This window comes from Tepidicella baoligensis (assembly GCF_013432195.1).
GTDB lineage: Bacteria > Pseudomonadota > Gammaproteobacteria > Burkholderiales > Burkholderiaceae_C > Tepidicella > Tepidicella baoligensis.
Genome location: NZ_JACCDB010000007.1, coordinates 1 through 13,566, shown reverse-complemented (window position 1 = coordinate 13,566; position 13,566 = coordinate 1). Strand labels below are relative to the sequence as shown.

Below are 13,566 nucleotides of genomic sequence, written 5' to 3'. Positions count from 1 at the left end.
CCCCAAGAAAGGCGGGCGCCCCCTCGGGGGGCAGCGAACGATGAGTGAGCGTGGGGGCCATATCGATGTTTGCCTCAGACGTAGGCCGGGACCATGCAGGTCTTGTGTTCGATGTGGTGCTCGAACTCGTGGCGGAAATGCTTGATCATGCCGCGCACCGGCATGGCCGCCGCATCACCGAGGGCGCAGATGGTGCGGCCCATGATGTTCTCGGCCACGTTGTCGAGCAAGGCCAGATCGCTGGGCTTGCCTTCGCCGCGTTCGATACGATCGACCATGCGCCAGAGCCAGCCCGTGCCTTCACGGCACGGCGTGCACTGGCCGCAGGATTCGTGCATGTAGAAATAGCTCAGGCGCTGCAACGACTTGACCATGCAGCGCGAGTCGTCCATCACGATGACCGCGCCGGAACCCAGCATGGAGCCCGCCTTGCTGATGGAGTCGTAGTCCATCGTGCAGTCCATCATGATGTGGGCGGGCAGCACCGGAGCGGACGACCCACCCGGAATCACAGCCTTCAGCTGACGGCCGGTGCGCACACCACCGGCGAGTTCCAGCAGCTTGCTGAACGGCGTGCCGAGCGGAATCTCGTAGTTGCCGGGGCGCTCCACGTCACCGCTGACAGAGAAGATCTTGGTGCCACCGTTGTTGGGTTTGCCGCATTCGAGGTAGGCCTGACCACCGTGACGGATGATCCAGGGCACGGCCGCGAAGGTCTCGGTGTTGTTGATGGTGGTGGGTTTGCCATACAGGCCGAAGCTGGCCGGGAACGGCGGCTTAAAGCGCGGCTGGCCCTTCTTGCCTTCCAGCGATTCGAGCAACGCGGTTTCCTCGCCGCAGATGTAGGCACCGAAACCGTGGTGTGCATGGAGCTGGAACGAGAAGTTCGAGCCCATGATGCGTTCACCCAGATAACCCGCTGCACGCGCTTCTTCCAGCGCGGCCTCGAAGCGCTCATAGACCTGGAAGATTTCGCCGTGGATGTAGTTGTAGCCCACGGAAATGCCCATGGCATACGCCGCAATCGCCATGCCTTCGATGACGATGTGCGGGTTGTACATGAGGATGTCGCGATCCTTGCAGGTGCCGGGCTCCCCCTCGTCGGAATTGCAGACCAGGTATTTCTGGCCCGGGAACTGGCGCGGCATGAAGCTCCACTTCAAGCCGGTGGGAAAGCCCGCACCGCCACGACCGCGCAGGGCGGACTCCTTGACCGTGGCAATGACCTGGTCTTGCGTCAGGCCCTCGCCACCGTCCTGGCCGAGGATCTTACGCAGAGCTTGGTAGCCACCGCGCGCCTCGTAGTCCTTGAGCGACCAGTTGTTGCCGTTCAACCCGGCATAGATCTGGGGGTTGATGTGGCGATCGTGAAAACAGGTTTCCACGCCGCGGGCCTGGAACTGTGCAAGCACTTGTTGGGCGTTCATACCTTGCCCTCCGCAGCCTTGAGACCGTCGATGAGCTGATCGAGTTTGTCGTGGCTCATGAAGCTGCACATGTGACGATCATTGACCAGCATCACCGGCGAGTCGGCACAGGCACCCAGGCACTCGCTCTGTTGCAGGGTGAACAGGCCGTCAGCGGTGGTCTCTCCCATGTGGATACCGAGCTTCTGTTCCAGGTACTGCAGCGCCTTGCCACCGTCGCGCAGCGTACAGGGCAGATTGGTACATACGTTGAGCTTGAACTTGCCCACCGGCTTTTGGTTGTACATGTTGTAGAAGGTGGTGACCTCGTGCACGGCGATGGGCGGCATGCCCAGATAGTCGGCCACCCCTTTTTCGGCCTCGGGGCTCACCCAGCCCTGCTCCTGCTGGACGATGGCCAGACACGCCATGACGGCGGATTGCTTCTGCTCGGCCGGGTACTTGGCCACTTCGCGGGCGAAGCGGGCCAGCGTCGCTTCCGAAAACGCCTGGGCCTGCACGGTCTGATGCGTTGCGCTCATCGGTCGATCTCTCCAAACACGATGTCCATGGTGCCGATGATGGCCACCGCGTCGGCCAGCATGTGGCCCTTGGCCATCTCGTTCATGCAGGACAGGTGGGCGAAACCCGGGGCACGGATCTTGAGACGGTAGGGCTTGTTGGCCCCGTCACTGACCAAATAGATGCCGAACTCGCCTTTCGGATGCTCCACCGCGGCGTAGGCCTCCCCTTCGGGCACATGGAAACCCTCGGTGAACAGCTTGAAATGGTGGATCAGCTCTTCCATGTTGGACTTCATGGCCTCGCGCGGAGGCGGCGCCACCTTGTGGTTGTCGGTGATGACCGGCCCGGGGTTGGCCCGCAACCAGTCCACGCATTGCTTGATGATGCGGTTGGACTGGTTCATCTCTTCCATGCGGACGAGGTAGCGGTCGTAGGTGTCGCCGGTCTTGCCCACGGGAATATCGAAGTCCAGACGGTCGTACACGTCATAGGGCTGTTTTTTGCGCAGGTCCCAGGCAATACCCGATCCACGCAGCATCGGGCCGGTCATGCCCATGTTGAGCGCACGCTCGGGGCTGACCACGCCAATGCCCACCGTGCGCTGCTTCCAGATGCGGTTATCGGTCAGCAGGGTGTGGTATTCGGCCAAATAGGTGGGGAAACGCTGGGTGAAGTCGTCGATGAAATCGAGCAACGAACCCTGGCGGTTCTTGTTCAGTTCCTCCAGCGCCTTGGCATTGCGGATCTTGCTGTGCTTGTATTGCGGCATGCTGTCCGGCAGGTCACGATAGACGCCACCCGGACGGAAGTACGCCGCGTGCATGCGGGCCCCCGAGACGGCTTCGTACATGTCGAACAGGTCCTCGCGCTCGCGGAAGCAGTAGATCAGGATGGTCGAGCTGCCGCAGTCGTTGCCGTGCGAGCCCAGCCACATGAGGTGGTTGAGCAGGCGGGTGATCTCCGCAAACATCACACGGATGTACTGCGCACGGATCGGCACCTCGATGCCGAGCAGCTTCTCGATCGCCAGGCAATAGGCGTGCTCGTTGCACATCATGGACACGTAGTCCAAACGGTCCATGTAGGGCAGCGACTGGATGAAGGTCTTGTGCTCGGCCAGCTTTTCTGTGGCGCGGTGCAACAGCCCGATGTGCGGGTCGGCCCGCTGCACGACCTCGCCGTCGAGCTCCAACACCAGGCGCAACACGCCGTGTGCGGCCGGATGCTGCGGACCGAAGTTCAGGGTGTAGTTCTTGATTTCAGCCATGATCAGTGCAGCCCGCCGTAGTTGTCTTCACGGATGATGCGCGGCGTGATTTCGCGCGGCTCGATGGTGACCGGCTCATAGATCACACGGCGACGCTCGGGGTCGTAGCGCATCTCGACGTGACCGGACAGCGGGAAGTCCTTGCGGAAGGGGTGCCCGATGAAGCCGTAGTCGGTCAGGATGCGGCGCAGGTCTTCGTGACCCTCGAACACAATGCCATACAGGTCAAAAGCCTCGCGCTCATACCAGTTTGCCGAAGACCAGATCGACGTGACGGAATCGACGACCGGAAAATCGTCATCGGGGCAAAACACGCGCACGCGCACCCGTTGATTCAGGCTCACCGACAACAGGTGCACCACCACGGCAAAGCGGGAACCCTCCCAGGCACCGTCACGGTACTCGGCGTAATCGATGCCACAGAGATCGACCAACTGCTCGAACTGGCAACCGGGCGCATCGCGCAGGATCTGCATCGACTCGGTGTACCGGGCCGCCGGGACCTCCAGCGTGACTTCACCACGCGCCACCTCCGCGCGAGCGATCCGGTCCCCCAGGGTCTGCACGAGGGTATCCCTTAACGCTTGCGGTGGCACGGCAGACCACACCCCCACATGAACCGCACCCTTGACTGCGTCTGTCATCGAATGAGCCTCCCCGCCTCTTTAGGCGCGTGCAATGGTGTTGGTACGACGAATCTTCTGCTGCAACTGGATGATGCCGTAGATCAGCGCCTCGGCCGTGGGCGGACAGCCCGGCACGTAGACATCCACCGGCACGATGCGGTCGCAGCCACGCACCACGGAGTAACTGTAGTGGTAATAGCCGCCACCGTTGGCACAGGAGCCCATGGAAATGACCCAACGTGGTTCGGCCATCTGATCGTAGACTTTGCGCAGGGCCGGCGCCATCTTGTTGCACAGCGTGCCCGCCACGATCATCAGATCGGACTGACGCGGACTGGCTCGAAAAACCTCGGCACCGAATCGCGCCAGATCGTAGCGCGCCGTGGCGGCGTGCATCATCTCGACGGCACAACAGGCCAGACCAAAAGTCATGGGCCACAGTGAGCCCGTCTTGGCCCAGTTCACCACCGAGTCGTAGCTGGTGGTGATGAAGCCTTCCTTGAAGACACCCTCAATCATTCAAGACTCCTTGCCGGTTCGACGACGTCATTCCCAGTCCAGGGCGCCTTTTTTCCACTCGTAGATGAAGCCCACGACCAGAATGGCAAGGAACATCACCCCAGCCCAGAAGCCCACCACCCCAATGTCGGAAAACGCAACCGCCCAGGGGATGAGGAATGCGATTTCGAGATCGAACAGGATAAACAGAATGGCAACAAGGTAGTAGCGCACATCGAACTTCATGCGCGCGTCCTCGAAGGCCTCGAAACCACACTCGTAAGGGGAGTTTTTTTCCGGGTCCGGCCGATTGGGCCCCAGAATGTAGCCCAACACCTGGGGGAGTACCCCAACTGCAAGACCCACCAGAATAAACAAAAGAACTGGAAGGTATTGCTCTAGGTTCATTTGGCTATCCTGCGGACGCGCCAGGCGCGCCTTGTTGAATTGGTGCCGACGGCGAGACTCGAACTCGCACAGCTTTCGCCACTACCCCCTCAAGATAGCGTGTCTACCAATTTCACCACGTCGGCAAGGGAATTCATCGGTGGCAGGCTCTTGCTGTACCTCACCTGCCACACGACAGACCATGATTCTACCTTGAAAAATCAGGGTTTTTTCGGATGCCCGACTCACTGCCCGGGAATCTGGGCGGCACCAGCCGGAGCGGGCACGGCATCGGGGATTTGCGCAGGGGCGGCAGGCACCGTTTCCACCGGCAGGTTTTCCAGGACGCTGCCGCTGCTGGCGACCGGGCGTTGATGACCGAAATAGGCCAAGCCCAAGGTGCAGGCCAGAAACACCGTGGCCAGCACGGCGGTGCTGCGCGACAGGAAGTTGGCCCCGCCACTGGCGCCGAAGAGAGTCGCCGAGCCAGCCCCGCCTCCACCGAAAGCGGCGCCGGCGTCCGCCCCTTTGCCGTGCTGGACGAGGATGAGGCCGATCATGGCCAGTGCCGACAGCAATTGGACCGCGAGAAGAATGGTCAACAGGACGTTCATACAAGACTCCGAATAATCACTGGGCCACCCATGGACAGGCGGCCACGATAGACAGGAACTGGCCCGCATCCAGGGAGGCGCTTCCAATCAGGCCCCCATCGACGTCGGGCTGGGCCAGCAGAGCGGCCGCATTGGCCGGGTTCATGCTGCCGCCATACAGGATGCGATTGCGATCCGCATGGGCCGTGGCCGCACGCAGCTGGGCCCTCAGCACGGCATGCACCGCCTGAGCCTGTTCAGGCGTGGCGGTCTGGCCGGTGCCGATGGCCCAGACCGGCTCGTAAGCCACGACGATTTCGCTGGTGCAATGGCCGACGGTGTGGATGACGGCGGACAACTGACGTTTAACCACGAACTCGGTCCGCCCGGCTTCGCGGTCACGCCAGGTCTCACCCACACACACGATGGGGGTGATGCCGGCCGACAGCGCACGCTGCGCCTTGGCCGCCACCACGTCGTCGCTCTCACCGTGGTACTGGCGACGCTCCGAATGGCCGACGATGACATAACGACAGGCGAAATCACGTAGCATCTCGGCGCTGACCTCGCCGGTGTAGGCACCGGGTTCGTGAGCCGAAACATCCTGCGCCCCCCAGTCGATACCGGAGCCTGCCAGCAACGATTGCAGTTGCGCCAGGTAAGGCGCGCTGGCACACACCGCGAGTTCGGCGCGGGCGGGATCGTAGCCGTTGCGCAGTTGCTCGAGCAACGCGGCATTGGCTTGCAAGCTCCCGTTCATCTTCCAGTTGCCGACAATGAGTTTTTTCCTCATTTCGCCCCCTTCAGCCGATACGGCCCCAGTCGATCAGGAGCTTGCCTATGTGCCGATTGGACTCCATCAGCGCGTGCGCCTGGGCAGCTTCGGCCGGTGCGAACACGCCATATACGACGGGGCGGATACGCCCGGACTCCAGCAGCGGCCAGATGTGCTCACGCAACTGGCGCGCGATGGCAGCCTTGAAGGCCACCGGACGCGGGCGCAGTGTGGAACCGGTGATGGTGAGGCGCCGGCGCAACACCTTGCCGGCGTGAATCTCGGCGTTCACACCGCCCTGCACCGCGATGATGACCAGGCGCCCGTCTTCGGCCAGGCAGTCGAGTTCGCGAGCCACATAGGGGCCGGCCACCATGTCGAGGATGACGTCCACGCCACGGCCAGCGGTGAAATCGGCCACCTCGCGCACGAAATCCTGCGTCTTGTAGAGAATGGCGTGGTCGGCGCCGAGCGCAAGGCAGGCCTGCGCCTTGTCTTCGCTGCCCACAGTCACGATGACGGTCGCCCCCATGGCCTTGGCCATCTGGATGGCGGTGACACCGATGCCACTGGAACCTCCCTGTACCAGCAGGGTTTCACCGGCCTGCAAGCGCCCACGGTCGAAGACGTTGCTCCACACCGTGAAGAAGGTTTCCGGCAGCCCAGAGGCCTCCAGATCAGACCAGCCACGGGGCACCGGCAGGCACTGCCCCACCGGAGCCACACAGTATTCGGCGTAGCCGCCACCGGCCACCAGTGCGCAGACGTGGTCCCCCACGGCCAGCCCGACCTCGGCCAGTGCAGCCGCATCACCGTCCTCGATCACGCCCGCGACCTCCAGGCCGGGAATGTCGGATGCCCCAGGCGGCACCGGGTAGTTGCCGGTGCGTTGCAGCACGTCGGGCCGGTTGACACCTGAAGCCGCGACCCGGATCAGGCACTCCCCTGCGCCAGGCACCGGACGCTCGCGCTCGGCCAGGCGCAACACCTCGGGTGCACCATAGGCCGAAATCTCCACCACTCGCATGGTCTGCGTCATGACGGTCCGATCACTGCTGCTGTTGTTGCTGTTGGGCGGCCGCTTCCTCGCGGTCGATCAGCGCCTTCATGGACAGCTTGATACGACCCTTGTCGTCGGTTTCCAACACCTTCACCTTGACGATCTGACCTTCCTTGAGGAAGTCGGTGACTTTCTCGACGCGCTGGTGCGCGATCTGGCTGATGTGCAACAGACCGTCCTTGCCGGGCAACAGGTTGACCAAGGCACCAAAATCGAGAATTTTGGTGACCGGGCCTTCATACACCTTGCCGATCTCGACTTCAGCGGTGATTTCGGCGATGCGGCGCTTGGCCTCTTCCGCCTTGGCGCCATCGGCCGACGCGATGGTGATGGTGCCATCCTCGGCGATGTCGATCTGGGTGCCGGTCTCTTCGGTCAGCGCGCGGATGGTGGCCCCACCCTTGCCGATCACGTCACGGATCTTCTCGGGGTTGATCTTCATGGTATAGAGGCGCGGCGCGAAATCGGAAATGTCGGCCTTGGCCTCGCCCATGGCCTCCTGCATCTTGCCCAGGATGTGCAGGCGCGCTTCCTTGGCCTGCGCCAAGGCCACCTGCATGATTTCCTTGGTGATGCCCTGGATCTTGATGTCCATCTGCAGGGCGGTCACACCCTGGGTGGTACCGGCCACCTTGAAGTCCATGTCGCCGAGGTGGTCTTCATCGCCCAGAATGTCGGTGAGCACGGCGAACTTGTTGCCCTCTTTGATGAGGCCCATGGCAATGCCGGCCACATGGGCCTTCATGGGCACACCGGCATCCATCAGCGCCAGACAGCCGCCGCAGACGGACGCCATGGACGACGAGCCGTTGGATTCGGTGATTTCGGACACCACACGCAGGGTGTAGGGAAATTCTTCCTTGCTGGGCAGGGCTGCGACCAGGGCACGCTTGGCCAAACGGCCGTGACCGATCTCGCGGCGCTTGGGCGAACCGACACGGCCGGTTTCGCCGGTGGCGAAGGGCGGCATGTTGTAGTGCAGCATGAAGCGGTCTTCGAAGTCGCCCGACAGCGCGTCGATGCGCTGCGCGTCGCGATCGGTGCCCAGCGTCGCGATGACCAAAGCCTGGGTTTCGCCACGGGTGAACAAGGCCGATCCATGGGTGCGCGGCAGCACACCCGTGCGGATTTCGATCGGGCGCACCGTGCGCGTGTCACGGCCGTCGATGCGGGGCTCACCGGCCAGGATCTGGCCGCGAACGATCGAAGCCTCGATGTTGAACAGCAGATCCTGAACCTTGACTGCGTCGAACTCCACACCGTCGGCCTTCAGGCCATCCATGACGGCGGCATAGGCCTCGCGACAAGCCTGGGTGCGTGCCTGCTTGTTGCGAATCTGATAGGCGGCAACCAGTTTGTCACGACCCAGAGCCTCGACCTTGGCGATCAGCGTCTCGTCCTTGGCGGGCGGCTGCCAATCCCATTCGGGCTTGCCGGCTTCGCGCACCAGATCGTTGATGGCAGCAATGGCGATGTTGCCCTGCTCATGACCAAACACCACGGCCCCCAGCATCACCTCTTCAGACAGTTGCTGGGCCTCGGACTCGACCATCAGCACCGCGGCTTCGGTGCCCGCCACGACCAGATCCATCTGGCTGTTGGCGCGCTCGGTCTGCCCAGGGTTGAGCACGTACTGTCCATTGATGTAGCCGACACGGGCCGCCCCGATGGGACCGTTGAAGGGAATACCGGAGATGGCCAGCGCAGCGCTGGTGGCAATCATCGCGGGGATGTCGGCATCCACCTCGGGGTTGAGCGACAGGGTGTGGATGACGACCTGCACTTCGTTGAAAAAACCCTCGGGAAACAGCGGGCGGATCGGGCGGTCGATCAGGCGGCTGGTGAGGGTTTCGTATTCGCTCGGGCGACCTTCACGTTTGAAGAAGCTGCCGGGGATCTTGCCGGCGGCGTAGGATTTTTCGATGTAATCCACCGTCAGGGGGAAAAAATCCTGGCCAGCCTTGGCGTCCTGCTTGGCCACGACGGTGGCCAGCACCACGGTGCCCTCCATGTCGAGCAGCACGGCGCCCGTGGCCTGACGGGCGATTTCGCCGGTCTCCATGCGGACCGTGTGCTGGCCCCACTGGAAGGTTTTGGTGACTTTGTTGAAGAGGCTCATGTTGTGCTCCTGTGAGTGTTGTGCGTATCAGGCCACGCACCCTGCCTGGAGACACGCCTTCAGAACACGATGCCATTCCAGCGAACCGGCACACGGGCCGCCCCGTTGGAATGACACAGCTTCGATCTGAACAGCGAACTCCGGTGATTGAAGCGAAAAACGCCTGGGGCGGCTGAGCAACCCAGGCGTCTTGTGTGGTTCAGCGAGACACCAAACCGGATTACTTGCGCAGACCCAGCTTCTGGATCAGGGCCACATAGCGGTCGGAGTCCTTGGACTTGAGGTAGTCCAGAAGCTTGCGGCGGCGGCTCACCATCTTGAGCAGGCCGCGGCGACCGTGATGGTCCTTGTGGTGAGTCTTGAAATGGGGGGTCAGCTCGTTGATGCGGGCAGTCAGGATGGCGACCTGCACTTCGGGGCTGCCGGTGTCGTTGGCGGCACGCGCGTGGGCGGCGATGACTTCGGCCTTGACGGATTGCTTGATCATGAAACGTTACCTTTGAAGAGACATGCGACCTGCCGCAGGTGGCCCGACCGGGATTGACCCGAGGGGTTTGCCGCAGCAGACGTGTTGCCCGGCCCATGCCGGACAGCCGATCATTATAACCCCAGTCGAAAAAAGGCACGACCTTTGTTTGAAACCTCTCAGGGACGTGACATCTGGCAGGTGTGTGGCATCTCGGAGGCGCTGGCGGGCAATTGGCGAATGACGCGGAAGCCGTACCCGGAGCCCTCCACGTCGAACGGCACACCGGCACTGCCCTGGCGCTCCATGACGGCAGCGACCAGAGGCTGCTGGGCCTGGTGATCGGCCGCGCGCATGGTGAGGCGCTGGCCAGCCAGCGTCACGTCGGCGCGCTCCAGTTCCCGGGCAATGGCCAGGGCATCGGGCACCTGTCCGGGGGCCAGCGTGGCCCCCGCGCGTTCGATGGCCTGGGCCAGCGCTTCCACCATCAGCTGCATGCGCATGTGCACGTAGTCGTCCTGCGGGCGCGGGAAGCGCTGGCGGAACGCCTCATAGAAGGCTCGCGACTCGGCCGTGGGCACATTGGGGAACCAGTCGGCCACGGCGATCACACGTCCGATGCCGGCATCCCCCATGGCGGCAGGCGCCCCCAGCGCGTTGCCATAGAAGGTGTAGAACTTGCCGTTGAAGCCGGCCTCGCGCGCCGCCTTGACGAGCAGGGTCAGGTCATTGCCCCAATTGCCGGTGATCACCGCATCGGCGCCGCTGGCACGGATCTTGGCGATGTAGGGCAGAAAATCCTTGATGCGGGCGAGCGGGTGCAGCTCGTCACCGACGATGCGGATGTCGGGCCGGTGGACGGCGAGCTGGCGACGAGCCTCGCGCAGCACGGCATGGCCGAAGCTGTAGTCCTGGCCCAGCAGGTAGACGCTGCGAACCTCCTGGTCGCCCTTGAGCACCTCCATGAGTGCGGACATGCGCATGTCGGCATGGGCATCGAAACGGAAATGCCAGAAACTGCACCGCTCGTTGGTCAGGATGGGGTCCACGGCGGCGTAGTTCAGGAACACCACGCGGCGTGCTGGATCGCGCTCGTTGTGACGCTGGATGGCTTCGATCAGGCCGGCCGCAACAGCCGAGGAGTTGCCCTGCATCACGATGGAGATCCGGGCGTCGATCGCGGAGCGCAGCGCGGACAGGGCCTCTTCGGTCTGGCCCTTGCTGTCGAAGCGGTCGATCTGCAAAGGACGCGCGCCCCCTGGCAGCGGCACGCCACCGCGGGCGTTGACACGTTCCACCGCCCAGACCAGGTTGCGGAATACGGCCTCGCCCGTGTTGGCCATGGGACCGGACAAGCCCTCGATCAAGGCGATGCGTATGGGTGCAGGCTGGGCGCTGCGTCCACCGTTGCCGGCAGCCGGCTGTGCCATCACGGCCACCGCAGCGGCCGTGAGCACGCCCACGGCAAGCACCCGACCGCATACCCCCCACCAGAAACGACGCGCCAGACGAGCCGAGGAAGACGCACGAAAAAACAAGATCATGCAAGAACTCAACGAAACACAAAAAGACCACCCCCTTGGCGGGCATGGGGGCGCCAGTTTACTGCAGTGCAGCATCGACACCCGAAAGGGGTATCCGCCGGGAGGTGGAGGTGTCAGCTCACCAGCTCGGCCAGCGGCCAGCGGGGCCGGACGTCGAAAGCGTAAGGGTTGCGGCTCGGGTCGTCCGACGGACCGATGGACGCCAACCCTGCCTGCAGACGCATACCCGCGGCAAGGGCGATCATGGCGCCGTTGTCGGTGCACAGGTGCAGCTCCGGGTAATGGACTCTCACGCCCCCGGCAGTACAAGCCGCGTCGAGCTCCTGGCGCAGCAGTGCGTTGGCCCCGACGCCACCGGCCACGACCAGCCGGCGCAGGCCGGTTTGCTTCAAGGCCATCGAGGATTTCCGGACCAGCACCTCCACGATGGCTGCTTGCGTCGAGGCCGCCAGATCGGCCTTGCGGGATTCAAGCGCATCGCCCAGCTTGCGGGCCTGGGTGAGTACCGCCGTCTTGAGTCCGGCAAAAGAAAAGTCCAGATCGCCGCTGTGCAGCAGCGGGCGCGGCAGCTTGAACGCCCCGGCATCGCCCTGTTGCGCCAGCCGGGACAGCGCCGGCCCACCCGGATAACCCAGCCCCAGGAGCTTGGCCGACTTGTCGAACGCCTCACCGGCGGCGTCGTCGATGGTTTCCCCCAGCAGCTCGTAGCGACCGACGCCATCCACGCGCATGAGTTGGGTGTGCCCCCCCGACACCAGCAAGGCGACGAAGGGAAACTCAGGCGGATCCGAACTGAGGAACGGCGACAGCAAATGCCCTTCGAGGTGGTGGATGCCCAGGGTGGGCTTGTCGAGCGCAGCGGCCATGGCACACGCCACCCCGGCCCCGACCAGCAGCGCACCCGCCAGACCGGGGCCCCGCGTGTAGGCGATCCAATCGACGTCAGCAAGCGCCCTGCCCGCCTGCCACAACACCGACTCGGTCAGCGGCAGCACACGGCGGATGTGGTCACGGCTGGCCAGCTCGGGGACCACGCCTCCATAAGCCCGATGCATGTCGATCTGGCTGTGCAGGTCATGCGCCAGCAGACGGGGCACCGCCCCGGCACCGGTCTCGACCAGGGCCACACCGGTTTCGTCGCAAGAGGATTCGATTCCCAAGATCAGCATGCCCGGGAGTGTACGCGGCCCGCAAGTCCCCTGCGGCATGCCTGGGGTCGATCTTTTCATATAACCCGAAATCATCAAGGAAAGCTCACAATTGGCCAATGAGCATGTCGACTTGCTTCGAGGCCATCGACTCGCCCCCTTCTTCCCTTCTGCAGGAAACACCCCATGAACGCCACCGCTTTTCCCCCATCTCGTGGATCCGTCACCCTCGTCGGCGCCGGCCCAGGGGACCCGGAACTCCTCACCCTCAAGGCAGTGAAGGCGATTGCTTCGGCCACGGTGCTGCTGGTGGACGACCTCGTCAACGACGCGGTGCTGGCCCATGCCCGTCCAGAGGCCCGTATCATCCATGTCGGCAAACGGGGCGGATGCGCCTCCACGCCCCAAGCCTTCATCGAAAAACTCATGGTGCAGCAGGCGCTGACCGGTGAGACCGTGGTGCGGCTCAAGGGGGGCGATCCGTTCATCTTCGGCCGGGGGGGCGAAGAGGTGGAACACCTGCGCGCGGCCGGTGTGGCGGTGCAGGTGGTCAACGGCATCACGGCCGGCCTGGCCGCCGTCACCTCCCTGCAGGTGCCGCTGACCCACCGCGAACACGCCCACGGGGTGGTGTTCGTGACCGGGCACGCCAAACCCGGCGATCCAGGCACCGACTGGGCGGCGCTGGCGCAATGCGCCCACCAGGCCCGGCTGACGCTGGTGATCTACATGGGCATATCCAGTGCGGCGGACATCCAGCAGGGCCTGCTGCAGGGCCTGCCAGCCCACACGCCGGTGGCCATCGTCCAGCACGCCAGCCTGCCCCAGCAACGGCATGCCCAGGCCACCCTCGGCGAGTTGTGCGACACGCTGAGCGTCCACCGGCTGGGCAGCCCGTCGATCATCGTGGTGGGGGATGTGCTCCAGGGGCTGGCCGCAGCGCAGAGCGCCTCCATGGCTGCCGAACCCGACGCCTGGCCTGTGGCCGCCTGAAAGCAAAAAGCCGTTGCACTCGAGAAGGCAACGGCTTGCAATGGTTGGCGGAGTGGACGGGGCTCGAACCCGCGACCCCCGGCGTGACAGGCCGGTATTCTGACCAACTGAACTACCACTCCTGGCAGATGTGCGTGGTTGGCGACCCTACGGGGATTC

14 protein-coding genes and 2 tRNA genes are annotated in these 13,566 nt (G+C 63.7%); 1 reads left to right on the top strand and 15 read right to left on the bottom strand.

Annotated features, from left to right (window positions below; translation table 11 throughout):
• Positions 1–74 precede the first annotated feature (74 nt).
• From nuoF to tsaD, 14 genes are all read right to left on the bottom strand, one after another.
• A complete protein-coding gene (gene nuoF / locus HZS63_RS08750) occupies positions 75–1,427 on the bottom strand; it encodes an NADH-quinone oxidoreductase subunit NuoF (RefSeq protein ID WP_180683646.1) in 1,353 nt (450 codons plus the stop codon).
• Positions 1,424–1,948: an NADH-quinone oxidoreductase subunit NuoE gene (gene nuoE / locus HZS63_RS08745; RefSeq protein WP_180683645.1), complete on the bottom strand. Its 525-nt coding sequence runs from the start codon at positions 1,946–1,948 to the stop codon at positions 1,424–1,426. The genes nuoF and nuoE overlap by 4 nt, the downstream gene beginning before the upstream one ends.
• Positions 1,945–3,198, bottom strand: coding sequence for an NADH-quinone oxidoreductase subunit D (locus tag HZS63_RS08740; protein WP_180683644.1), 1,254 nt, complete (start codon positions 3,196–3,198; stop codon positions 1,945–1,947). The genes nuoE and HZS63_RS08740 overlap by 4 nt, the downstream gene beginning before the upstream one ends.
• Positions 3,199–3,200: 2 nt before the next feature.
• Entirely contained in the window at positions 3,201–3,842 is a 642-nt protein-coding gene (locus HZS63_RS08735; protein ID WP_180683643.1) for an NADH-quinone oxidoreductase subunit C, read from the bottom strand.
• A 21-nt stretch (positions 3,843–3,863) separates the two neighbouring features.
• The gene (locus tag HZS63_RS08730; RefSeq protein WP_133596185.1) at positions 3,864–4,343 is read right to left on the bottom strand and encodes a NuoB/complex I 20 kDa subunit family protein; all 480 of its coding nucleotides are present in this window, start codon (positions 4,341–4,343) and stop codon (positions 3,864–3,866) included.
• A 27-nt stretch (positions 4,344–4,370) separates the two neighbouring features.
• Positions 4,371–4,730 (bottom strand): NADH-quinone oxidoreductase subunit A, encoded by a 360-nt coding sequence (locus HZS63_RS08725; protein WP_180683642.1) that lies wholly within the window; start codon positions 4,728–4,730, stop codon positions 4,371–4,373.
• 40 nt (positions 4,731–4,770) lie between these two features.
• Positions 4,771–4,855, bottom strand: a tRNA-Leu gene (locus tag HZS63_RS08720).
• A 99-nt stretch (positions 4,856–4,954) separates the two neighbouring features.
• Positions 4,955–5,323: a preprotein translocase subunit SecG gene (secG, locus tag HZS63_RS08715; protein WP_180683641.1), complete on the bottom strand. Its 369-nt coding sequence runs from the start codon at positions 5,321–5,323 to the stop codon at positions 4,955–4,957.
• Between the two features lie 16 nt (positions 5,324–5,339).
• Entirely contained in the window at positions 5,340–6,095 is a 756-nt protein-coding gene (gene tpiA / locus HZS63_RS08710; RefSeq protein ID WP_180683640.1) for a triose-phosphate isomerase, read from the bottom strand.
• A gap of 10 nt (positions 6,096–6,105) precedes the next feature.
• Entirely contained in the window at positions 6,106–7,104 is a 999-nt protein-coding gene (locus tag HZS63_RS08705) for an NAD(P)H-quinone oxidoreductase (protein ID WP_180683755.1), read from the bottom strand.
• Positions 7,105–7,126: 22 nt separating this feature from the next.
• Positions 7,127–9,256: a polyribonucleotide nucleotidyltransferase gene (gene pnp, locus HZS63_RS08700; RefSeq protein WP_180683639.1), complete on the bottom strand. Its 2,130-nt coding sequence runs from the start codon at positions 9,254–9,256 to the stop codon at positions 7,127–7,129.
• A 220-nt stretch (positions 9,257–9,476) separates the two neighbouring features.
• Positions 9,477–9,743: a 30S ribosomal protein S15 gene (rpsO, locus tag HZS63_RS08695; protein WP_180683638.1), complete on the bottom strand. Its 267-nt coding sequence runs from the start codon at positions 9,741–9,743 to the stop codon at positions 9,477–9,479.
• Between the two features lie 158 nt (positions 9,744–9,901).
• Positions 9,902–11,152, bottom strand: a complete 1,251-nt coding sequence (locus HZS63_RS08690; RefSeq protein WP_180683754.1) for a branched-chain amino acid ABC transporter substrate-binding protein — start codon at positions 11,150–11,152, stop codon at positions 9,902–9,904.
• 227 nt (positions 11,153–11,379) lie between these two features.
• Positions 11,380–12,435: a tRNA (adenosine(37)-N6)-threonylcarbamoyltransferase complex transferase subunit TsaD gene (gene tsaD, locus HZS63_RS08685; RefSeq protein WP_180683637.1), complete on the bottom strand. Its 1,056-nt coding sequence runs from the start codon at positions 12,433–12,435 to the stop codon at positions 11,380–11,382.
• A 165-nt stretch (positions 12,436–12,600) separates the two neighbouring features.
• On the opposite strand from tsaD, the gene cobA reads away from it, so the two are divergent.
• On the top strand, positions 12,601–13,407 hold the full coding sequence (gene cobA, locus HZS63_RS08680) for a uroporphyrinogen-III C-methyltransferase (RefSeq protein WP_180683636.1): 807 nt from the start codon (positions 12,601–12,603) through the stop codon (positions 13,405–13,407).
• Positions 13,408–13,452: 45 nt separating this feature from the next.
• On the opposite strand, the gene HZS63_RS08675 is transcribed toward cobA, so the two are convergent.
• A tRNA-Asp gene (locus HZS63_RS08675) sits at positions 13,453–13,529 on the bottom strand.
• Positions 13,530–13,566 lie beyond the last annotated feature (37 nt).